Here is a 21,109-nt window from a genome sequence, read left to right as displayed (position 1 = left end):
CACCCCGACAAGGAGATCCCCTATGACAATGACGACCCACGCGCGCCGGCGCTGCGCGGTCCTGACGGCCCTCGTGGCGCTCAGCGCCTCGATCGGCCTCGTCGGCTCCGCCCAGGCGGCCTCTGGCGCCCCGACCGCGATCGGCGCGGCTCTCGCGCCCGCGGCGGACAACCCCGCCGATGACCTCGGCTGGGCGGACACCCCGCTCGAGGCGCCGCCCGCGCCCGCCGCCGCCCGGGCCGAGGCCCTTCCCCTGGCCGGGGATGGAGCGGGGCTCGATCTCGCCGCCGCTCCTGCCGCGCAGGCCGCTCCCCAGATCCGCGACCTGCGCGCCGACCCGCCGGCGGTGCCGAGCCGCGCCGTGACCTACTCCAACCAGGACGCCGGCCCCGCCTCCACGCTGGTCCTCTACGACACCACCGGGCAGTGGAGCAAGCTGGGCGAGTACTACGCCATGGCCATGGGCAACCTGGCCAGCCACTCCGGGCTCGTCACCGCCCTGCCGGTGGCCGACTACCGGGCCGGCCTGGCCGGGCACTACACCAACGTCATCTACACCGGGTCGACCTATGACGAGCCCCTGCCCCGCGCCTTCATCGACGATGTCCTGACCGGCAACGTTCCCGTCCTGTGGTCCGGGTTCAACATCTGGCAGCTCGTCAAGACCGACGCCGACCGGGCTGCCTTCACCGCCCGCTTCGGATGGGACGCCGCCACGTCCTACGTCGATGCCACCGACCGCGTCACCCAGGTGGAGTACAACGGCCAGATCTTCGGCCGCAATGAGCTGAACAAGGGCGGCATCATCGCCCCCCACATCACCGATGCGGGCGCCGTCGCCGTGCTCGGCAGGGCCCTGTGCTCCTCGGCCGACGGCGCCGCCGCCCAGTGCGCCAGCATCGCCCAATCGGGCACGACGTCCTTCCCCTGGGCGGTGTCCTCCGGGGGCCTGACGTTCATCGGCGAGGTCCCCGTCACCTATATGAGCGAGCAGGACCGCTACATCGCGGCGGCCGACATCGTCCTGGACTCCCTCCAGCCCGGCGCCGAGCAGATCCGCCAGGCGGCCGTGCGCATCGAGGACGTCGGCCCCGACACTGATCCCGCCGAGCTCCAGGCGATAGTGGACTACCTGTTCTCCCAGGGAGTCCCCTTCCAGATGGCGGTCTTCCCCAAGTACGAGGATCCGACCGGGGCGAAGAACAACGGCACTGCGCAGTCGATGACGCTCAAGGACACCCCTGAGCTCGTCGCCGTCCTCAAGGACGCCGTCGGCAAGGGCGGCACCATCATCCAGCACGGAACCTCCCACCAGTTCGGCGAGCTGCGCAACCCCTACAACGGCGTGTCCAGCGACGACTTCGAGTTCATCCGCTCGTGGTGCTCCGATGAGAAATCCCCGGACGCTCCGGTGGCGCCCTGCCAGCAGAACTCCTGGGTGCAGATCGGCGGGGAGCTGCCCGGAACGAACGCCAAGTGGGCCAAGAAGCGCGTCAAGGACGGCCGCAAGTACTTCAAGAAGCTCGGCCTACCCACTCCCGAGATCTTCGAGACCCCTCACTACTCGGCCTCCCGCAGCGGCTACGAGGGCATCAACAAGGTCTACTCCACCCGCTACGAGCGCGAACTCATGTACGCGGGCACCCTCACCGGCAACCCGGGCGGGCCGCACGATTACATCGGCCAGTTCTTCCCCTACTCGGTGAACGACCCCTACGGCACGCATGTCCTGCCCGAGAACCTGGGTAACTACGAGCCCAAGGACATCAACAACCACCCGCCGCGCTCGGCCCAGCAGGTGATCGACTCCGCTCGTCTCAACCTGGCGGGAACGCACGCGACGGCGAGCTTCTTCTTCCACCCCTACTACCCGCTGAGCGAGCTCAAGACGATCGTCGAGGGCATCAAATCCCAGGGCTACACCTTCGTGGCTGCCCAGGACCTTCGATGACGGATCCCGGCAGCCCCCCAGCGGGCCCGGGGGACGGCGCAAGCCGCCTCCCGGGCCCGCCCAGCGCTCCAGAGGACACCGGGCGGGGGAGGATCACGCGCCGCCGGGCCCTGCTCGCCGCCGGGGGCCTGGCGCTCGCCGGTGGGGCTGCGGGTGCGCTGATGACGTGTCGTGGCCTGGACGACGCGAGCCCCACCACCACCATCACCCTGGTGCTGCGCGACACCGATGGCGCGCCGATGACCCTGGCTCAGGCGCGTGCCATCCAGTCTGCGGGCACGGGCGAGGACGGCTACGACGACGCCCTCCTGGACTCCACGACCCTCGAGGTCATCACGATCGGGCCCCTCTACGAGGAGGACGGGGAGATCCTCGTCGACGTGCCCGAGGGCCGGGACTGCGCCCTGTGCCTGTCCTGGCCCACCTCCCAGGGCTACTCCGCGCTGATCGCCGACCTGCCCCGCCAGGGCAGCGCCGAGGTCCTCACCCTGGCCGCCAGAGGCCTGCACCAGAGGCAGGGGGCGGCCCTCGCCGCCCTGGCCGACCGGAACGGGGCGACCGGCTCCACCGGGAGCGCGGCCAGCACCCTCGAGGCCCCGCGCCGCGCCCATATGGCGACCCAGTCCGCGATCGACTCGGGCATCGGCGACGAGCAGGGGGCGCGCCTCCTCGAGCTCGCCTCCGCCGCCCAGGTCGCCCTCGACACCGCCCTCATTGGCGCGGCACCGCCGGACGCCCTCATCGGCGCGACGCTCACCGAGGCACCCAGCCCGGAGCAGCGGGGCGCCGTCATCGCCGCCACCGGCTCTGGAGGGCGGGGCGCCGTGCGGCTCGTCCTCGACGACGCGAGCGCCCCGGCCCTCGCCGCTTGGCGTGAGGCGGCCGATGCCCTTCAGCGCGCCGGTATCCACGTCATGGGGCAGATCTGCGACTCCGAGGGCCTCGCCGCCTTGAGCGACTCGGAATTCGACAAGAGGGTCGACGCCGTGCTGGCCGCCTTGCCGGGATTGGACTCCTGGGAGGTCGGCAACGAGCTCGGGGGCGACTGGGTGGGGGAGGACCCGGTGGGGCGCGCGGCGCGCGCGGCGCGGGCCGTGAAGGAGCGCACCGGCGCGCTCACCGTCCTGACCCTCTACTACCAGCTCGGGCAGGCAGCGGCCCAGGGGGCCCTGTTCAATGTGGCGGCCTCGCTTGCCGGTGGCGAGCTCATGGAGCTCGTTGACGTCATCGGCATCTCCGTCTACCCGCAGTCCCACCCGCTGGGGACCGCGGCGGATCGGGTCATGAGCACCCTGGCGGATCGTTTCCCCGGCAAGCGAGTGGCCGTCACCGAGCTCGGCTACGGAGGGGCGGACCTGGACGAGGGGCCCTGGTGGTTCGGGTCCCGCGAGGATGCCGACGCCGCCCGGATCACCCTCATAGCCCAGGTGACGGGCGCCGCCCTGGGCCGCCCCCAGGCCTGGGGGGCGCCTTTCTGGTGGTACTTCCTGGACGACGAGGAGGCCGGCGCGAGCAGTGCCGATGGTACCGACGGGAGCGGCGGTGGGGGCTCCGCCGGAGGACCCGGGGGCCTCGGGCCGGTGGGGCGCTCGCTCAAGCGGGCATCGGACTGCGCTTCTGCCTCCGGATCCTGAGAGCGTGCCCATGCCGTCGGGCGGCCCCCTCGACTCACGCCGAGGGGCTAGGACTCCTGGGCGAGAACGAAGGGGTGGACCGCCGCGGCGCCCGAGCGCCGCAGGAGATCTGCTGCGACCGTGAGGGTCCATCCGGAGTCCGTGGAGTCGTCGACAAGGGCGATCCTGGCGCCGTTGAGACGTGTCAGGGCCTCGGGCCCCCAGCCGTCGAGGCTGAGGCACCGGGCCACCGTTGCCAGGCGGGTCGCGGAGTTGACGTCATGGCGCCCCTGCTGCCTGCCAGCGGCGATGATGCCCAGGCGCTCGGCGCCCAGGCGGTGGGCGACCGCCCCTCCCAGGTGGCGGATCAGTCGCGGACGGCGGTGGGAGTCGATGATGACGACAGCGTCGATGATGCCCTCGGCGCCCACCGCGCCGCCCTGCCCCTCAGGAGCGCCCGCGCTGCCCGCAGAGGCGCCGTTGGCCCCGCTCTCGGCGCGGGCGAGGACGGCCAGGCGGTCCGCCGCCTCCAGCACGGGGGCTCGCAGTCCCGGAGGGACGAGCCCGTCCTCTCCGGAATCGAAGAGCTCTCGCAGCGCCGCCGAGATGCCCAGGCCGTCGAGCCTGCCGACGGCGATGCCCGTCCCCGCCCGCCGCTCAGGCGGGATTCTGCCCCGCAGGGCGCCCAGTCCCAGCCTCTCCATGCCCACGGGCCACTGGCGCCGGGCGGAGATCTCGACCCCGGTGCGCTCCAGTGACTCCCGCGCCGCCCCCACCTGCTCCGGACCCGGCCCCTGGGGGAGGGACAGGCCCCCGCACAGGTCGCAGGCGCCGCAGCGCCAGCCCTCGGACATCTCCGGGTCATCGAGTGCGGCGCGCAGGAAGGCCATTCGGCACTCGGGGCCGCGAAGGCGCTCATAGGCGAGCATCGCCTCCTGCTCGGATCTCCTGGCCGCCTCCACCCGGGCATAGCGCTCGGCGTCGTACGCCCAGGGCTCGCCCGTGGCCAGCCAGCCTCCCCTCACCCTGCGCACGGCGCCGTCGACATCGAGCACCTTGAGCATCGACTCCAGACGGGCGCGCCGCAGGCTCGTCACCGTCTCCAGAGCGCCGATGCCCAGGGGGCCATCGGCCGTCCCCAGGGCGTCGAGCACCTCGTGGACCTGTTCGGGCGGCGGGAAGCCCTGGGAGCCGAACCAGTTCCAGATCGCGCGATCCTCCGCGCCGGGCAGGAGGACCACCTCGGCCCTCTCGACGCCGCGCCCCGCGCGGCCCACCTGCTGGTAGTAGGCCACGGGTGAGGCGGGCGCGCCCATGTGGATGACGAATCCGAGGTCGGGCTTGTCGAATCCCATGCCCAGGGCACTGGTGGCCACGAGTGCCCTCACGCGGTTGGCCTTGAGATCGGCCTCAAGGCGCTCGCGCTCTGCGGGCTCGGTCTGACCGGTGTAGGTGGACACCTCCAGGCCGGCGGCGCGCAGGGCCTGGGCGGTCTCGCCCGCAGCGGAGACGGTGAGGCAGTAGACGATCCCGGAGCCCTGGGCGCGCTGGAGGTAATCGGTGAGCCAGGCCAAGCGCGTGGCCGAGTCCGCCAAGTGCGCCACGCCCAAGTGCAGGGAGTCCCGCTGGAGGCTCCCGCGCAGCACGAGCACCTCGGGGCCCCGGCCACCCATCTCGCGCCCAGCCAACTGCTCCGCCACATCCATGGTCACGCGCTCGTTGGCCGTGGCCGTCGTCGCCAGGACGGGGGTGCGGGGCGGCAAGCCGGCGAGCAGGGTGCGGATGCGTCGGTAGTCCGGCCGGAAATCATGCCCCCAGTCCGAGATGCAGTGCGCCTCATCGATGACGACGAGGCCCGCGCTGGCCGCCAGATGCGGAAGGACCTCATCCCGGAAGACGGGGTTGTTGAGGCGCTCGGGCGAGACGAGGAGGACATCGGCGCGCCCGGCGCGGATCTCATCCTCGACCTGACCCCACTGGGCGCTGTTGGCCGAGTTCATGGTGACGGCGCGGATGCCGGCGCGCTCGGCAGCGGTGACCTGGTCGCGCATGAGGGCCAATAGCGGGGAGATGATGATTGTGGGCCCGGTGCCGCCCGCTCCCGGCCGCCCATGGGGCGGGAGGGAGTCCCCCTCGTGCCGGCCGCCCCAGCCCTCGCGCAGAAGCATGGTGGCCACGAAGTAGACGGCGGACTTGCCCCATCCCGTTCTCTCCACCACGAGAGCCCGGCAGCGGCCCACCACCAGCGCCTCGATCGCCCGCCACTGATCGGGGCGCAGGCGCGCGGCCGGGCTGCCGACGAGCGCGCGCAGCACGTCCTCCGCGCGCTCGCGCAGGGCGGCCAGTGGTGCTGACGAGGGTGCGGACGATGCTGTGGCGCTCATGGCTCCACGGTAGCCCGGGGCGATCCGGGCCCACGACGAGCGCTCGTGGAGCGCGTCGCCACCGCGGCATCGGTCACGGGCGGCGGCGCGGGGCCCGATGGCGCGATCGCCCTCATCCTCGCCGACCCGGCTCCAGCCGCGGCTCACTTCCTGGGACAGGGAGGGCGCTGGGCCCGACTTGCACTATTCTCGCTCCACCACCTCTCGCGGTGGGGGAAGGCCAGTGATGACACCAAGGGATGGGGCGCACGCCCCCACCAGGACGGAGCGTCCCCTGCGCGCGCCTCGGCGCCTCGCAGGGGCTGTCATGCGCCGCTGAGGCGCCCGGACGCCTCAGTCCCAAGCCGCGCCCGGCGCGGTTCCGGTCCCAACCACCCACCCCGGACGGCGGCACTGCCGCCAGGACCATTGAGGACCGCACCATGACACGCATCCGCACCACCCACGTCGGCTCCCTTCCCCGTACCGACGCCCTTATCGCCGCCAACAAGGACCACCAGGACGGCGCTCTGCCCGATGCCGATTTCGAGGCCGTCATCACCGAGGCCGTCGACTCCGTCATCGCCAGGCAGGCGTCCATCGGCATCGACATCGTCAACGACGGCGAGTACGGGCACCTCATGACCCAGTCCGTCGACTACGGCGCCTGGTGGAGCTACTCCTTCCTGCGCTTCTCCGGCCTCGAGGTCCTCCCCGAGCCCCCGGCGCGCAAGTCCTCGGACAAGCTCGAGCTCGACGCGATGACCGACCGCCGCGACTGGGTGGCCTTCGCCGACGCCTACGCCGACCCGGCCAGCGGCATCCACATCGCCAACCGCCAGCCCTGGGTGTTCCCCACGGTCACCGGCCCTCTGGCCTACTCCGGTGCCGACCTCGTCGCCCGCGACATCGCCCTGATCAAGCGCGGCCTGGAAGCGGCGGGCAAGCCGCTCTCCGAGGGCTTCGTCGCCGCCCTGTCCCCGGCGTCGGCGGCGCGCGTGGGCAACACCTACTATGAGGATGATGAGGCCGCCGTCTGGGGCTGGGCGGAGGCGCTGCGCGAGGAGTACAAGGCGATCACCGATGCGGGGCTCACCGTCCAGATCGACGCCCCGGACCTGGCCGAGTCCTGGGACCAGTTCGTCGCCGAGCCGAGCCTCGAGGACTACCGGGCCTTCTCCGCCGTGCGCATCGAGGCTCTCAACCATGCCCTGGAGGGCATCGACCCCGCCCTCGTGCGCTACCACGTGTGCTGGGGCTCCTGGCACGGCCCGCACTCGACCGATCTGGAGTTCAAGCACATCGTGGACCTCGCCCTGAGCGTCAACGCCAACGGACTGAGCTTCGAGGCCGCCAACGCCCGCCACGAGCACGAGTGGAGGATCTGGGAGGAGGTCGTGCTTCCCGCTGAGAAGTACCTCATCCCGGGCGTCGTCTCCCACGCCACCAACGTCGTGGAGCACCCCGAGCTCGTGGCCGAGCGCATCGAGCGCTTCGCGGGCCTCGTGGGCCCCGAGAGGGTCATCGCCTCCACCGACTGCGGCCTGGGCGGGCGCATCTATCCCTCCATCGCCTGGGCGAAGCTCGAGTCCCTCGCAGCCGGCGCCCGTCTGGCCAGCGACCGGCTTTGAGGCCTAGGGGTGGCAAAATGCCCCCATGACCCTCATCATCATCATCGCCGGGCTCCTGGCGATCGCTGGTGCCAGCCAGATCAGCGACCGCCTCCGGGTGGCGCCAGCACTGCTGCTCCTGACCCTGGGGATCGCCGTCGGCTTCCTGCCGGTCGTACCCGCGATCGAGATCGGGCCGGGGGTCATCCTCGAGGGCATCCTCCCGCCGCTCCTGTATGCGACGGCGGTGGCCATCCCCACGATCAGCTTCCGCAGGGAGCTCGCCCCCGTCGCTATCCTCGCCGTCCTCCTGGTCGCCGTCTCATCGGCGGTGATCGGGGGAGTGCTCACCCTCGTCCTGCCCAGTCTGTCCGTGGCCTGGGCCATCGCCATGGGAGCGGTGCTCAGCCCCACCGATGCCGTGGCCATCTCCATCGCTCGGCGCCTCGGGGTCACCCAGCGCGTCATCACCGTGCTGGAGGGCGAGGGGCTCCTCAACGACGCCACCGCCCTGGTGGTGCTGTCCTCAGCGATCTCGGCCGCCGTGGCCGGTCGGACCAGCGCGGGGGTCGTCCTGGGCAGTTTCGCGCTTGCCGTCGTCGTCGCCGTGGTCGTGGGCTGGATCGTCGGGGAGCTCACCCTGCATCTGCGCGCCCGCGTCACCGATGCCAGCGTCGACACGGTCATCTCCTTCACCGTGCCCTTCCTCGCCGCAATCCCCGCCGAGCACATGGGCGGCAGCGGCCTGGTGGCGGCCGTCGTCGCCGGCCTGGTGACCGGGCATCGCTCGCCCCGGCTCCTGCCCCCGGACCACCGCATCGCCGGCAACGAGACCTGGCGCACCGTCGAGCTCGTCCTCGAGGGGTTCATCTTCCTGGTCATGGGCCTGCAGCTGTTCGGGATCGTGGAGGACGTGCGCGCCGAGGGCCCCTCGATCACCACCGCCGTCTGGCTCGCCGTCCTAGCCGGGGTCCTCACCGTCGCCGTGCGAGCCGCCATCGTCGCCCCGATGCTCCTGTGGCTGCGCCGCCGGGGAGCGCGCCTGGCCGAGAGATGGGACGGGATGGGCGAGCCCCTCCAGGAATTCGAGGAGCGCTGCCGGGCGATCGCCCGCGGCGAGGTCCCCGAGGACATGCTCGTTCCCTGGGATCGCCGCCGCCGTGGCGTGCAGCGCAGGCTCAAGGGCCTGGCCAAGGGGCGCCGAGGGACGGGGCACGCGCATGCGCAGGCCCACGCCGCGCGGACCATCGACAGGATCCGGCGGGTCGACGCCGATATGGCCTACTACCAGCAGGTCCCCCTCGGGGCCCGCGAGGGGACGATTATCGTGTGGGCGGGGATGCGCGGCGCCGTCACGCTCGCCGCCGCCCAGACCCTTCCCGCCGCCGCCCCCAACCGCCCCTTCCTCCTGCTCATCGCGATCCTCGTCGCTGCCGGCTCCCTGGTCTTCCAGGGCCTGACCCTGCCATGGATGGTCAGGGCCGTCAGGCCGACGATGGAGGGCCCCACCGATGAGGCCGAGCGCCGCGAGCTCATGGGGCTTCTCATCTCCGCGGCCAAGGACGTCATCCCGGAGCGCGAGGACCATCCGCTCACCGACGACGGCCGCAGGCGCATCGCCTCGGACTCCCAGGGGGCCTCCGCCCTCGTGGCCCACGCGGCCCGCGAGGGGGCACCGGAGAGCGATGAGGAGGCGGACTGGGCCGTGCAGCGGGCGGAGGCGCACGCGCGGGCGGTCTCCCTCGACATCGTCCGGGCCCAGCGTCAGGCCCTGCTCGACGCAGGCGAGCTCGGCCTCTACTCCGCCGGGCTCATCGAGTACGCCCTGACCCGTCTCGACTACGAGGAGATCATCCTGGTCTATCGGGAGGCCATCAACGAGGCCCCGCCGGACCGGGTCATCCCGGCGCCATCGGGCGATGGTACGGTGCCGTCGACGGCACCGTAGACTCAATGCCCGTGAGCAGCCTTCCCATCCGCCCCGGGCTCGAGGGCGAGACCCCCTACGGCGCCCCGGAATTGGATGTTCCCGTGCGCCTCAACGTCAATGAGAGCCCCTACGCGCCCAGCGGCGCCATCATCGCGGATATCGCCGACGCCGTCGCCCGGGCGGCGTCCGGTCTCAACCGCTACCCGGACCGCGACTTCCCCGCCCTGCGCCAGGCCCTGGCCGATTACCTCGCCGTCGAGTCCAGCGCGCGCCTGGGGGCGGATCAGATCTGGGCGGCCAACGGCTCCAACGAGGTCATGCTCCACCTCCTCCAGGCCTTCGGCGGCCCCGGGAGGGCCTGCCTGTCCCTCACCCCCACGTACTCCATGTACCCCGAGTACGCTCGCGACACCCTCACCGAGTACGTGACGATCCCGCGCAGGGAAGACTTCACCATCGACGTCGATGCCACCGCGGCCGTCATTGCCGAGCGCCAACCGGCCGTGCTCATCACTGCCAGCCCCAACAACCCCACCGGCACCGCCCTGCCCCTGGCCGCGGCGCGCGCCTTGCTGGAGGCCGCCCGCGGCAACGGACCCACTGCCGCCGATGGCTCTCCCACCGACTGCGTCGTCGTCATCGACGAGGCCTACGCGGAGTTCCGCCGGCCCGGCGTGCCCAGCGCGCTGGAGCTCCTCGAGAGCAACCCGCACCTGGCCGTGTCCCGCACCATGAGCAAGGCCTTCGGCGCCGCCGGCCTGCGCCTGGGCTACCTCGCCGCCTCCCGCGAGCTGGTCGACATGCTGCGCGTCGTGCGCCTGCCCTACCACCTCTCCGCGATCACCCAGGCCGCCGCCCTGGCGGCCCTGGCCCACCGGGAGGAGCTCATGGGGCAGGTCGCCTCCCTGCGCGAGGAGCGCGACTGCCTCGTGGCCTGGCTGCGCTCCCAGGGCCTGACCGCCCACGAGTCCGACGCCAACTTCGTGCTCTTCGGCCCCTTCGCCGATCGACATCGTGTCTGGCAGGATCTCCTTGACGACGGCGTGCTCATCCGCGTCGTCGGCCCCGAGGGGTTCCTGCGCGCCAGCGTGGGGACGCCCGAGGAGATGGCGGCCTTCCGAGCCGCCCTGACCAAGGCCCTCAGCGGCGCTCGCGCCGTCGGCCCCGACCCCCAGGAGCCCGCATGAGCAGCACCGTCAGCCGCATCAGCGCCGCCCGTACAGCCCGCATCGAGCGGACCACGAGCGAGTCCAGTGTTGTCGTCGACCTCGATCTCGACGGCACCGGCGCCACCGACATCGCCACCACCGTCCCCTTCTGGGACCACATGCTCACCGCGCTGGGCAAGCACTCGCTCATGAACCTCACCGTGCGGGCCACGGGGGACACCCATATCGACGTCCACCACACCGTGGAGGACACCGCCATCTGCATCGGCGAGGCCCTACGCCAGGCCTTGGGGGACAAGAGCGGCATCCGCCGCTTCGGCGACGCCTCCGTCCCTCTCGACGAGGCCTTGGCCACCGCTGTCGTCGACATCTCTGGGCGCCCCTACCTCGTCCACGCCGGCGAGTCCGAGGCCTTCGCCCATCACCTCATCGGCGGCCACTTCACCGGTTCCATGGTTCGCCACGCCCTGGAGGCCATCGCCTACCACGCCGGCATCTGCCTGCACGTGCGCGTCATCTCCGGGCGCGACCCCCACCATATCGCCGAGGCCGAGTTCAAAGCCCTCGCGCGAGCCCTGCGCACCGCCGTCGAGCCCGACCCGCGGGTGGACGGCATCCCCTCCACGAAGGGAGCCCTGTGATGAACGACCAGACCACCCCCGACGGGGCCCGCCCCGACGACGCCGACCGCATCGACGACCAGTTCGCCGCCCTCGTGGAGGGCCTCGACCTGGGCGGCGCCGAGGGCGCCATCGGGGAGAGCCCCGAGAGCCCCACCGCCGCGGGTGGGACGGCGGGGGCCTCGGACGGGGGTACGGTCGACCCCGCGCCGACTGGCTCCCCGGCCGCGCGCGCCCTCAAGATCGCCGTCGTCCTCACGCCCCTGCCCACCGCAGAGGCCCTCGCCTCCCTATGCGCTATGAGCGGGCTCGACTGCGTTGCCGTGCCCGCCTCCTCGGGCGCTTTCGCTGTCAAGGAGTTCGCCTCCGCCCACGCCGAATGGGACATCGCCGAGCTCCTGGGCGGCTCGGAGAATGAGCCGGCCGAGGCCGCTGAGCTCGCCGCCACCCTATCCCGCCTGAGCCGCGGCGGATCCGTGCTGCTCACCGCGGACCTGGCCACCGATGTCGGTATCGAGGAAGGCCTGTCCGGAACGATCACCGCGCGCCGTTTCGCCGGTGGCAGGCCGGGAGAGGAGGCCTCCGCCGGCCTCATCCTGTCCCAGATGGATCAGATCGTCGAGGACGTGCTGCTCGGTATCCTCCGACCGGAGGATGCCCCCGGGGCCATGCTGACCAGTGAGATCAAGGCCGGGCGCGCGATGCGCTGGATCGGGCGCGGCCTGCGCCGCCCCGGAACAGACTGAGGAGGGCCGCCCGCGGCCCTGCGACCATCAGGGCCCCATCACCCAGCGCCTCGCGCGGGCGCGCACGCTCCCCGGACCCCTGAGCGGCCGTTGGCGATGACGCCGGTAGACTCTCGGGCATGCCCTCACCCCGCGTCGTCGTCCTCAACTACGGCTCCGGCAATGTGCGCTCGGCCGTTCGTGCCCTGGAGCGCGTCGGCGCGCGGGTCGACCTCACCGCCGACGCCGGCTCTGTGGAGTCCGCCGATGGGCTCCTCGTCCCCGGCGTGGGGGCCTTCGGCGCCGTCATGGAGATGCTGCGCGCCGTGGACGCCCCCCGGCTCATCGAGCGCCGCCTGGCCGGCGGTCGCCCCGTGCTGGGCATCTGCGTGGGCATGCAGGTCATGTTCGAGTCGAGTCAGGAGCATGGCTCCACCATCCCGGGGCTCGCCCAGTGGGAGGGGGAGGTAAGCCGTCTCGACGCCCCCGTGGCCCCGCACATGGGATGGTCCGAGGTACGCCCGCCCGCTGGCAGTGTCCTGTTCGACGGCGTCGCCGACCAGCGCTTCTACTTCGTCCACTCCTACGCCGCCAAGACGGACCCGGGGGCGGGGCTGGGGTCATCCGCGACGCGCCCGCCGCTGCCCACCTGGGCGCATCATGGCGAGGACTTCCTGGCCGCCGTCGAGAACGGCCCCCTGTCCGCCACCCAGTTCCACCCCGAGAAGTCCGGCGACGCCGGGGCCGAGCTCCTGCGCAACTGGCTGGGCGCGCTCTGAACGGCGCATGAGCCCTCACCACTGACCCGATCTCCACCGCATCACGCCCACCGCATACCGCTGCGCTCCTCGCGCGCCGCCCCGAGACCACCCAGGAGACCCCTTATGCTCACGCTTCTTCCCGCCGTCGACGTCGCCCATGGCAAGGCCGTCCGCCTGCACCAGGGCGAGGCCGGATCGGAGACCGACTACGGCAGCCCCGTGGACGCAGCCCTCGACTGGGCCCGCGCGGGTGCGGAATGGATCCACCTGGTGGATCTCGATGCCGCCTTCGAGCGGGGCTCCAACGCCGAGCTGCTGGCCCGCATCGTCGGCGAGGTCGGGGTGAAGGTGGAGCTGTCCGGCGGCATCCGCGACGATGCCTCCCTGGAGCGCGCGCTCGCCGCCGGCGCCGCACGGGTCAACCTGGGCACTGCCGCGCTGAGGGACCCGGACTGGACGGCGCGGGCCATCGCCGAGCACGGGGAGGCCATTGCCGTAGGGCTCGATGTGCGCGGGACGACGCTGGCTGCGCGCGGCTGGACGGAGGAGGGCGGAGACCTCTGGGAGGCCCTGGAGCGCCTCAACGCGGCGGGATGCTCGCGCTACGTGGTCACTGACGTCACCCGCGACGGCACTCTCACCGGGCCGAACACGCAACTGCTGCGCCGGGTGTGCGAGCGCACCAGCGCGCCCGTGGTGGCCTCCGGGGGGATCTCCTCACTGGACGACATTCACGCGCTCACGGAGTTGGTGGGGATCGGCGTGGATTCCGCGATCATCGGCAAGGCCCTCTACAACGGCAATTTCACCCTCGAGGAGGCCCTGGAGATCGCCGGTTCCGCCCGCACCGCCTGATCCCTCCCCATCCCGTCCTTCCCCTTCGCCGAGGTTGGTTGTTGTTGGGGGTGGGGTTGGTTGTTGTTGGGGGTGGGGTGGGTTAGTGGTTGTGGTGGTGTTGGGTGTCGTTGGTGAGGTAGGGGGTGAGGCGGTGGATGGTTAGGGGTGGGGTGGTTTGGGTGGTGGTGATGTAGCCGGTGATGGGTTTCCAGTTGGTGGTGTTGGTGGGTTTGTATCGTGCGGTCCAGGTGGTGGTCAGGGTGATGGTGGTGTTGTTGTTGGTGGTGGTGTATTGGTGGGTGATGGTGTGGTTGGGGTAGGGGTGTCCGGGGTCGGTGGTGGTTGTGGTGGTGTTGTCTCCCCAGTTCCAGGTGTAGGTGGTGGGGGTGGCTTCGATGTCGATGGTGGTGTTGGCTATGGTGGTGGTTAGTGTGCGGGTGGCGGGGTTGGTGTGGGCGATCAGGGGCATGTGGAGCAAGATGGTGTTCCCGGGTGGTTGTAGGGTGATGCCTGAGCCGTCGACGATGAGGGTGGCTATGTCGTGGGCGGTGATGATCAGTGGTGGCGGTGTCGTGGTGGCCGGGTCGGGTGCGGGTGCTGTGGGGCGTGTGGGGGTTGGTTGGAAGCGGCATGCACCGGTGTCGTTGCCTTGGGGGTCCTGCCCATCGCAGATGAAATCGCCTTCGATGGGCGCGCTCTGGGGTTGGGCGGCCGAGACCACCACCTGCCCCCCACCCCCGCTGCCTGATGGCGAAGAACCACCCCCAACCGGAATTGCTTTAATTACAGATTGCTGGAGAATGATGCTCTCATCACTTGCCCGCCCGGTTATCTCGCCTATTTGCTCGGGAGAGTAGGTGTCACCTGTGTCGCCCGTAACAAAACTTCCAACACCGGCGGAAATGATTGCAAGCGATGTAACGAAGACCGATATAATCATTCCACCGACACCCCTTTAATCACCCATCCGCCGCCCACATATTTCATGGCAACGAACATTGAAATGGTTTCTTGAGATTTCTCGACAACCTCTCCATTTCCTTTGATGACAGTGGACGCCTCGGCATCCACCTTCCCTTTGATCCCCGAGTATTCTTTTCCTTCATCCGGCGGAATGTAACTCAAGTCATGAAGAGTGATAGTCCAGGGGTTGGCCCATCCTCCGTCTTTGTGGAGTTTGGTGGCGTCGTCGATGGTGGATCGGCAGAAGACGCAGCCTTCTTCGCTCATGGCTGCTAGGTCGGTGGTGTCGCCGGTGACGAAGGCATGCCGGTACAGGGTGAAGAAGTATGCCACTGAGCTAGCGGCGCCTTGTTGGGTGTTCTCGGTGGCTTCGGTGGGTTTGACTGGTTTGGGTGCGGCCAGGGCGGTGGCGCGTTGGGCTTGTAGTTCGGGGCTGAGCGAGGCCGGCGCGCTGGTGGTTGGTGCCGCAGTGGTGGTGGTGAGGTGGGTGGGTGGGGTTCCACCGGTCTCAGGCGGGGTGGGGGTCTTGGCGCAGGCCGCCAACAGCCCCGACGCCAGGGCGCCGCAGCAGACGATGATCAGGACGAGGACCACTGGGCGCGGGCAATAAGCGACCCTTGCAGCGCGGCGTCCTGCCGGCTGGTACAACGGCGGGCCGCCGGCATGAGAGAGATGCTCCTGCAAGGGCTCGACGCCGGCGGCGCGGATCAGCAAGAGGCAGTGCACGGGGATCATGGGCTCTGGGACCTTCCGGCCAAGGAGGAACGGACATGGACCAGGGTGGTGGTTCGAGGCCCCAGGTCGGCCCCAACGACAGCAGCATCGCCGTCGAACCCCAACCCTAAAACCCCACCCACCCCCACCACCAGAGCCCACCACCAACCTGTGGAAAACCCCCACCCACCCCACCCAGCAACCAACAACCAACCCCACCCCTCACAACAACCGGTCTCACCCCTCACAACAACCGGTCTCGATTCAAGGGAGAGAGGGCGAGAAGCGGGCTGTGGCAGGCTTGGGGCATGCCGCCCGCCCGCCCCGCCGCCTCGAAGCGCTCCCGCCCCGCGGGCCCCTCGTGGGACCAGGTGGAGCTCGCTCCCGTCGTCCTCGTGCGCGGCGGCGAGGAGCTCCTCGGCGAGCGCGCCGTCGACCGACTCCTCGCTCAGGCCCTGGCCAAGGACCCGACCACGGAGGTCGTCCGCCTCGACGCGGCCACCTACGAGCCCCATATGCTCGACACCCTCATCTCGCCCTCCCTCTTCGGCGAGCCCAAGCTCGTCCACGTGCCCAACCTCGAGCAGATGACGGATGCGCTTCTCACCGACCTGCTCGCCTACGTCGCAGCCCCCGACCCCGACGTCGTCGTCATCCTGCGTCACAACTCCGGCCAGCGCGGCAAGAGGCTCCTCGACGCCCTCGCCGCTTCCCCCTACCCAGTGGTGACCTGCGAGCCGATCAAGAAGGACGGGGACAAGGCGGCCCTCGTCAACGCCGACGCGCGCCGCGCCGGCCGCCGCATCGAGGCCGAGGCCATCGGGGCGCTCGTCGACGCTCTGGGCTCCGACCTGCGCGAACTCGCCAGCGCCGTCGCCCAGCTCATGGCCGACACCGAGGGCACCATCACCGTCGCCCACGTCAACACCTACTACGCCGGCCGCATCGAGGCCACCGGCTTCAGCGTGGCCGACGCCGCCATCTCGGGCAATGTCGCCAAGGCCGTCACCCTCCTGCGCCACGCCCTGGCCACCGGCGTCGCGCCCGTGCTCATCGTGTCCGCCCTGGCCACCAAGCTCCGCCAACTGGCCCGCGTCGCCGCCGCGGGCGGCCGTCCCGGCATGGGGCCCAAGGAGCTCGGGATGTCACCCTGGCAGGCCAAGCGCGCCCGCGCCGAGCTCGCCGGCTGGTCCGACGACGCCCTCGCCGCCGCGATCATCGCCGTCGCCCGCGCCGACGCCGAGACCAAGGGCGCCAGCCGCGACCCCGAGCATGCTGCCGAGCGCGCCGTCCTGGCGATCTGCTCTGCCCGCCGGGGGCGCCTGGTCACACGCCGCTAACCCCGGCCCGGCCTCCTCAGCGCTTGCGGTACAGCGATTTCGTGGCGTAGACGGGCTCGTTGGTCACCTGAACGCCAAGGGACCGGAAGATCCCCCCGTCCACGCTGCCCAGGATCGTCGAGGTGTGCACGTCGCAGCCCCGCAGCGTGGCGATCTGCTCCATCGCGCGCGCGGCAATGGGGTCCGTGGACGCCGAGACGGCCAGGGCGATGAGTACCTCGTCGGTGTGCAGGCGCGGGTTGCGCGAGCCCAGGTGCGTCGTCTTGAGGGTCTGGATCGGCTCGATCGACTCGGGCGAGAGCAGCAGCACCTCCTGATCGATTCCCGCCAGGGCCTTAAGGGCGTTGAGCAGCATCGCCGAGGAGCAGCCCAGCAGGGCGGTGGTCTTGCCGGTGATGATCCGCCCATCGGGCAATTCGATCGCGGCGGCGGGTGCGCCCGTGGCGGCGGCCAGCTCTCGCGTGGGCGGCACCACCGGTCGGTCCTCCACCGTCACCCCGACCTTCGCCATGGACAAGGCGATCCGCTCGGACTGGACGGGGTCGATGGCGTCCTGCTTCTCCGTGACCAGGGCCTTGAAGTAGCGGCGGATGATCTCCTGCTTGGAGGCCTCGCGGCAGGCCTCGTCGTCGCTGATGCAGTGGCCGGCCATGTTGACGCCCATATCCGTGGGGGAGGCGTAGGGGCACGTCCCGAGCATTTGCTCGAAGAGGCGCACGAGCACGGGGAAGATCTCGACGTCGCGGTTGTAGTTGACGGTCTGGACCCCGTGCGCGGCCAGGTGGAAGGGGTCGATCATATTGACGTCGTCGAGGTCGGCGGTGGCGGCCTCGTAGGCGATGTTCACCGGGTGGTCCAGCGGCAGGTTCCAGATGGGGAAGGTCTCGAACTTCGCGTAGCCGGAGGATAGGCCCCTCTGGTGGTCCTGGTAGACCTGGGATAGGCAGGTCGCCATCTTGCCGCTGCCCGGTCCCGGCGCGGTGACGACGACGAGATCCCGCTCGGTCTCGATGTACTCGTTGCTCCCGTAGCCCTGGGCCGAGATGATCCTGGCGACGTCGCCGGGGTAGCCGGGGATGGGGAAATGCCGGTAGACGGTGATGCCGAGCCGCTCGAGCTTGGTCTTGAAGGCCTGCGCCTCCCGGTTGTCATCGGTCCACTGGGTGACGACGACGCTGCCCACGTACAGTCCGTAGTCGCGGAAGGCGTCGATGTGGCGCAGCACCTCGTCCTCGTAGCCGATGCCCAGGTCGGCGCGGACCTTGCGGCGCTGGAAATCGCGGGCGTTGACGGCCACGATGATCTCGACCTCGTCGATGAGCTCGGCCAGCATGACGATCTTGTTGTCCGGGGTGAAACCGGGCAGCACGCGGGAGGCGTGCATGTCATCAACGAGCTTGCCCCCGAACTCCAGGTAAAGCTTGCCCCCGAACTGCCTGCGCCGTTCCGCGATGTGCTCGGACTGCATCCTGAGATACTTGTCCCGGTCGAATCCGATTCGCATGGGCATATGGGCTCCTGGGGTCGCGGTGGTCGAACCGCCTGCCGGCCGGTTCGGCCGCAGGCCGCGCGTCATCGTATCCCCCGCGATGATGACGACGGCGTGACACCGTTCCGCTGGCGCCGTCCTGTGACCAATCACCGTGAAGAGGCGGGTGAACGGTGGCGGGTGGATGGAGAGCGGCTCGGGGCGCCTTTCCACGGGGGAGGCGCCCCGAGCCGCTGATCGTCGGAGGCGGTGGCCTCAGAGGGAGGCGACGCGCTTGGCCAGCTTCGACTTGCGGTTCGCGGCCTGGTTCTTGTGGATGACGCCCTTGGAGACAGCCTTGTCCAGCTTACGGCAGGCCTTCTTGAGACCCTCCTCTGCGGCGGCCTTGTCCCCGGCCTCAACGGCCTGGCGCACGCGGCGCACGTAGGTCTTGAGCTCGGACTTGACGGACTGGTTGCGCAGACGGGCCTTCTCGTTGGTCTTGATGCGCTTGATCTGGGACTTGATGTTCGCCACTGTTCAGTGTTGCTTTCTCGATCGTCAGATGGTCATTGGCCGGAAAGAGGGTTCGCGTCGCAGGCGTGAGAAGGTGGTGGAAGCACCCGGCGATGCCCGGTCGCCGGACCCCGAAGCCGGCCAGGCCAGAGGTCCAAGAACGCACTCTAGCAAAACGGCGCCCCTCGGCGCCCGCGGCGGGAGCGCGGGCGGCGTGAGGTGCGTCGCGCTCTTCCCGCGGACCTCCCCCCGCTCGTCAGGCCCAGTGCTCGCGCAGCGCGGCGACGACGGCGGCGAAGGTCCCCCGACCCATCGTGGCTCCCTCGCGGCGGATCGCGGACGACTCGACGACGAGGAGGCGGTCGAGCCGGACCTCGCTCGGACGGCCCTTCGGGTCCCAGGCGCCCGGGCCGACGTCGAACCAGTAGCGGCCGTGGCGGGCCTCCTGGGCGGCGTCGCGATCATGGTCCTTCGACGTCATCTGGGCGACGATGAGGCGATCCCCGCTGCGGGCCAGGATCAGGACGGGGCGGTCCTTGCCCTGGGAGGCGTCCTCCTCGTAGGGGACCCAGGTCCACACGACCTCGCCGGGGTCGGCGTTGCCGTCGGGGTTGGGGGTGTAGTCGAAGGAGGGGAGCCCGGCGGAGGCCACGTCGTAGGGGCGGATGCCGGCGCTCCCGCCGATGGGGGCCGGCGTGGTCCGGGCGGCCGCGCCTTCTCGGCGGCGGGGGGCGGGGGAGGCGGTTCCGGCCGTGGAGTCGATGGAGCCCTCATGCCCAGGGCGAGCGGCGCGACTGGTGCGGCGCGCGCGCTGCTTGAGGGCGGGGGTGAGGACGTCGGTGGCAGCGCGGCCGACCGCGCGCAGGATCCCGTCGAGAAGGCTGGCCATGGGCGCCACCCTACAGCCCGCGGCCGACTGCGAGGGGGCGCCCCCGGTGGATCGCGCCGGCGCGGCGCCGGTCCGCCGCCTCTACTTCCTCGCCTGGGTCACGATGGTGCACAGGGGGAGGGAGACCGTGTCGATCGTGTCGTTGCCCTTGACGTCGATCGTGGCGCTCAGGCCCTTCGACGGGTCATTCGGGTCGCAGGTCCCTAGGGCCTTCCAGCCGTCCGGGGTGATCGCGCCGCTGTCCACCGAGTAGACGACGGACAGCGTCACCGTGTGCCCGGAGTTGCTGTACAACGGGCTCGACATGCCCACGGCGATACTGCCATTGGCGTCGGGCAGCAGGGTGCTGCGCAGCCACCAGGCTGTGCCGCTGGGCTCGGCGTACTCGAGCCTCAATCCTGTCGGCGGCCTCGCGGTCAGGGTGAAGCTCGGCGTCCAACCCACCACGTCAGTGGTGTTGGAGAGGGCCACGGTGTAGTCGACGATGACGTGGGGCGCCGGGTGCGTGGCGTCCGGGCCCTGCACGGTGACGCCGCTCTGGGCGACCGTCGCCGAGACCTCGCCGCGGGCGCGCTCATCCTCGTAGAGGGAGGAGAAGATCTTGCCGTCCTGGGCGGTGACGGACGTGGAGATGGTGTTGTACCCGATGACGCCGCTCAGATCCACCTGGCATGTGGCCTCCTGGTCCGCCGGGATGACGGCCCCGCCCCCCGAAATCTCCTGCCTCGTGGCCGGGCCCTCCGCGGTCACGACGCCGCCCCCGAAGGCGGTCAGATCGCAGCTCAGCCTCGTGATCGTGGCCGGGCCCTCCGTGCGCGCGGCCGCGATCGTGAAGCCCGACAGGGCGGTGGTGGAGTCGTTGTGGATGGTGGCCGTGTATCGACCGGCGTCCTTGGCGGCGTCCCCGGGCGGATCCTGCTTGCTCGTGGTCACTGTGGCGTGAGTGGCGCTCGCCGGCTCCTTGGCCGCTGTGGCCGTGGGGCTGTGAGGCGTGGCGTCCTCGGTGGTCGTCAGGGTCGGCTTGAGCGTGTAGTCGCGCGCCTGGTCCCCCGGCGCGTTGACCAGCGTCCCGATGCTCAGGTCGAGGTAGGAGCCGGAGGGGCGGCCGGAGAAGTCGACCGTGTAGGCCAGGCTCAGGTGCTCGGGGGAGCAGGAGACGCCATCGGCGGATGCGGAGTAGTCGCCGTGCCTGGAGTACTGGTTGTAGATGCGGGAGAGCAGCCCGAGTCCCGATGAACCGTAGCGACGGATCGGGCCCTCCGGGTCGTCACTGGTGTAGAGGGTGGCTATGCCGGTGACCCCCTGCGCCGAGGGGCAGTTCCAGGTCCACTGTCCCGGCTGGGAGTCGGCCTCGAGGGTCAGGGTCATCTCCCTGCCCGGTGCCACGGTGTCAGGGATGCGCACGCCCCAGAAGAGGCAGTGGGCGGCCTCATCGGCGCCCTGGCAGCCGGTGCCCCCGGGGGAGTAGGAGCCGGTGACGCTGATGTCGTCATTGCCGCCGCTGGGAGCGGCCATCTGCGCGTCGGCGGGGACGGCGACCAGGGCGACGAGCGCCAGGGGCAGGGCCAGGACGGCGCCGAGGACCCGGCGCGGCGGGGACGAAGGTACGGAACGTGCTCGGCGCATGGCAGGCCTTCTCT

General features: G+C 70.7%; 17 protein-coding genes. 10 read left to right on the top strand and 7 right to left on the bottom strand.

Annotated features, from left to right (window positions below; translation table 11 throughout):
- Positions 1 to 22: 22 nt before the first annotated feature.
- Both B6G06_RS05560 and B6G06_RS05555 read left to right on the top strand, forming a co-directional pair.
- The gene (locus B6G06_RS05560) at positions 23 to 1,951 is read left to right on the top strand and encodes a DUF2334 domain-containing protein (protein WP_081171387.1); all 1,929 of its coding nucleotides are present in this window, start codon (positions 23 to 25) and stop codon (positions 1,949 to 1,951) included.
- Between the two features lie 161 nt (positions 1,952 to 2,112).
- Positions 2,113 to 3,585 carry a Tat pathway signal sequence gene (locus B6G06_RS05555; RefSeq protein ID WP_125898894.1) on the top strand — a complete coding sequence of 491 codons (1,473 nt, stop codon included), beginning with the start codon at positions 2,113 to 2,115 and terminating at the stop codon, positions 3,583 to 3,585.
- Positions 3,586 to 3,632: 47 nt separating this feature from the next.
- Here B6G06_RS05555 and B6G06_RS05550 read toward each other — a convergent pair whose 3' ends face one another.
- Positions 3,633 to 5,948 carry a DEAD/DEAH box helicase gene (locus B6G06_RS05550; RefSeq protein ID WP_081172223.1) on the bottom strand — a complete coding sequence of 772 codons (2,316 nt, stop codon included), beginning with the start codon at positions 5,946 to 5,948 and terminating at the stop codon, positions 3,633 to 3,635.
- A gap of 422 nt (positions 5,949 to 6,370) precedes the next feature.
- Between B6G06_RS05550 and B6G06_RS05545 the strand changes: the two genes are divergently transcribed.
- The 7 genes from B6G06_RS05545 (at position 6,371) to priA (ending at position 13,597) form a co-directional block, all read left to right on the top strand.
- Entirely contained in the window at positions 6,371 to 7,558 is a 1,188-nt protein-coding gene (locus tag B6G06_RS05545; RefSeq protein WP_080463035.1) for a cobalamin-independent methionine synthase II family protein, read from the top strand.
- A 25-nt stretch (positions 7,559 to 7,583) separates the two neighbouring features.
- The gene (locus B6G06_RS05540; RefSeq protein ID WP_081171385.1) at positions 7,584 to 9,485 is read left to right on the top strand and encodes a cation:proton antiporter; all 1,902 of its coding nucleotides are present in this window, start codon (positions 7,584 to 7,586) and stop codon (positions 9,483 to 9,485) included.
- A gap of 11 nt (positions 9,486 to 9,496) precedes the next feature.
- Positions 9,497 to 10,654 (top strand): histidinol-phosphate transaminase, encoded by a 1,158-nt coding sequence (locus B6G06_RS05535; RefSeq protein WP_420807185.1) that lies wholly within the window; start codon positions 9,497 to 9,499, stop codon positions 10,652 to 10,654.
- Positions 10,651 to 11,277: an imidazoleglycerol-phosphate dehydratase HisB gene (hisB, locus tag B6G06_RS05530; RefSeq protein ID WP_080463038.1), complete on the top strand. Its 627-nt coding sequence runs from the start codon at positions 10,651 to 10,653 to the stop codon at positions 11,275 to 11,277. Before B6G06_RS05535 ends, hisB begins: the two co-directional genes overlap by 4 nt.
- Entirely contained in the window at positions 11,277 to 12,002 is a 726-nt protein-coding gene (locus B6G06_RS05525) for a hypothetical protein (RefSeq protein ID WP_080463039.1), read from the top strand. Before hisB ends, B6G06_RS05525 begins: the two co-directional genes overlap by 1 nt.
- Positions 12,003 to 12,121: 119 nt before the next feature.
- Positions 12,122 to 12,760, top strand: a complete 639-nt coding sequence (gene hisH / locus B6G06_RS05520; RefSeq protein WP_081171383.1) for an imidazole glycerol phosphate synthase subunit HisH — start codon at positions 12,122 to 12,124, stop codon at positions 12,758 to 12,760.
- A gap of 105 nt (positions 12,761 to 12,865) precedes the next feature.
- On the top strand, positions 12,866 to 13,597 hold the full coding sequence (priA, locus tag B6G06_RS05515) for a bifunctional 1-(5-phosphoribosyl)-5-((5-phosphoribosylamino)methylideneamino)imidazole-4-carboxamide isomerase/phosphoribosylanthranilate isomerase PriA (RefSeq protein ID WP_080463041.1): 732 nt from the start codon (positions 12,866 to 12,868) through the stop codon (positions 13,595 to 13,597).
- 82 nt (positions 13,598 to 13,679) lie between these two features.
- Here the strand turns inward: priA and B6G06_RS10635 are convergent, their stop codons facing one another.
- Positions 13,680 to 14,519, bottom strand: coding sequence for a zinc transporter (locus B6G06_RS10635; protein WP_164505188.1), 840 nt, complete (start codon positions 14,517 to 14,519; stop codon positions 13,680 to 13,682).
- Complete coding sequence (locus tag B6G06_RS10060) at positions 14,516 to 15,277, bottom strand: DUF6318 family protein (protein ID WP_125898893.1); 762 nt, start codon at positions 15,275 to 15,277, stop codon at positions 14,516 to 14,518. Before B6G06_RS10060 ends, B6G06_RS10635 begins: the two co-directional genes overlap by 4 nt.
- 287 nt (positions 15,278 to 15,564) lie before the next feature.
- Between B6G06_RS10060 and holA the strand changes: the two genes are divergently transcribed.
- Positions 15,565 to 16,596, top strand: coding sequence for a DNA polymerase III subunit delta (holA, locus tag B6G06_RS05500; RefSeq protein ID WP_080462792.1), 1,032 nt, complete (start codon positions 15,565 to 15,567; stop codon positions 16,594 to 16,596).
- A 16-nt stretch (positions 16,597 to 16,612) separates the two neighbouring features.
- On the opposite strand, the gene B6G06_RS05495 is transcribed toward holA, so the two are convergent.
- The 4 genes from B6G06_RS05495 to B6G06_RS05480 form a co-directional block, all read right to left on the bottom strand.
- Positions 16,613 to 18,100 carry a DUF1846 domain-containing protein gene (locus tag B6G06_RS05495; RefSeq protein WP_080462815.1) on the bottom strand — a complete coding sequence of 496 codons (1,488 nt, stop codon included), beginning with the start codon at positions 18,098 to 18,100 and terminating at the stop codon, positions 16,613 to 16,615.
- Positions 18,101 to 18,340: 240 nt separating this feature from the next.
- Positions 18,341 to 18,601 (bottom strand): 30S ribosomal protein S20, encoded by a 261-nt coding sequence (gene rpsT / locus B6G06_RS05490; RefSeq protein WP_017178374.1) that lies wholly within the window; start codon positions 18,599 to 18,601, stop codon positions 18,341 to 18,343.
- 235 nt (positions 18,602 to 18,836) lie between these two features.
- Complete coding sequence (locus tag B6G06_RS05485; protein WP_080462791.1) at positions 18,837 to 19,469, bottom strand: type II toxin-antitoxin system PemK/MazF family toxin; 633 nt, start codon at positions 19,467 to 19,469, stop codon at positions 18,837 to 18,839.
- A gap of 81 nt (positions 19,470 to 19,550) precedes the next feature.
- The gene (locus B6G06_RS05480) at positions 19,551 to 21,095 is read right to left on the bottom strand and encodes a hypothetical protein (RefSeq protein WP_081171379.1); all 1,545 of its coding nucleotides are present in this window, start codon (positions 21,093 to 21,095) and stop codon (positions 19,551 to 19,553) included.
- Between the last annotated feature and the right edge of the window lie 14 nt (positions 21,096 to 21,109).

It is taken from the genome of Actinomyces gaoshouyii, assembly GCF_002076915.1.
GTDB classification, from domain to species: Bacteria; Actinomycetota; Actinomycetes; order Actinomycetales; family Actinomycetaceae; genus Actinomyces; species Actinomyces gaoshouyii.
This window is presented reverse-complemented; position numbering and strand designations above follow the sequence as displayed.

Coding starts and splice junctions, on each gene's coding strand:
- B6G06_RS05485 (WP_080462791.1), bottom strand. CDS start 19,469: ATGGCCAGCCTTCTCGACGGGATCCTGCGCGCGGTCGGCCGCGCTGCC.
- B6G06_RS05495 (WP_080462815.1), bottom strand. CDS start 18,100: ATGCGAATCGGATTCGACCGGGACAAGTATCTCAGGATGCAGTCCGAG.
- hisB (WP_080463038.1), top strand. CDS start 10,651: ATGAGCAGCACCGTCAGCCGCATCAGCGCCGCCCGTACAGCCCGCATC.
- B6G06_RS05555 (WP_125898894.1), top strand. CDS start 2,113: ATGACGTGTCGTGGCCTGGACGACGCGAGCCCCACCACCACCATCACC.
- B6G06_RS10060 (WP_125898893.1), bottom strand. CDS start 15,277: ATGATCCCCGTGCACTGCCTCTTGCTGATCCGCGCCGCCGGCGTCGAG.
- B6G06_RS05560 (WP_081171387.1), top strand. CDS start 23: ATGACAATGACGACCCACGCGCGCCGGCGCTGCGCGGTCCTGACGGCC.
- holA (WP_080462792.1), top strand. CDS start 15,565: ATGCCGCCCGCCCGCCCCGCCGCCTCGAAGCGCTCCCGCCCCGCGGGC.
- B6G06_RS05545 (WP_080463035.1), top strand. CDS start 6,371: ATGACACGCATCCGCACCACCCACGTCGGCTCCCTTCCCCGTACCGAC.
- B6G06_RS10635 (WP_164505188.1), bottom strand. CDS start 14,519: ATGATTATATCGGTCTTCGTTACATCGCTTGCAATCATTTCCGCCGGT.
- B6G06_RS05550 (WP_081172223.1), bottom strand. CDS start 5,948: ATGAGCGCCACAGCATCGTCCGCACCCTCGTCAGCACCACTGGCCGCC.
- B6G06_RS05480 (WP_081171379.1), bottom strand. CDS start 21,095: ATGCGCCGAGCACGTTCCGTACCTTCGTCCCCGCCGCGCCGGGTCCTC.
- B6G06_RS05525 (WP_080463039.1), top strand. CDS start 11,277: ATGAACGACCAGACCACCCCCGACGGGGCCCGCCCCGACGACGCCGAC.
- hisH (WP_081171383.1), top strand. CDS start 12,122: ATGCCCTCACCCCGCGTCGTCGTCCTCAACTACGGCTCCGGCAATGTG.
- priA (WP_080463041.1), top strand. CDS start 12,866: ATGCTCACGCTTCTTCCCGCCGTCGACGTCGCCCATGGCAAGGCCGTC.
- B6G06_RS05540 (WP_081171385.1), top strand. CDS start 7,584: ATGACCCTCATCATCATCATCGCCGGGCTCCTGGCGATCGCTGGTGCC.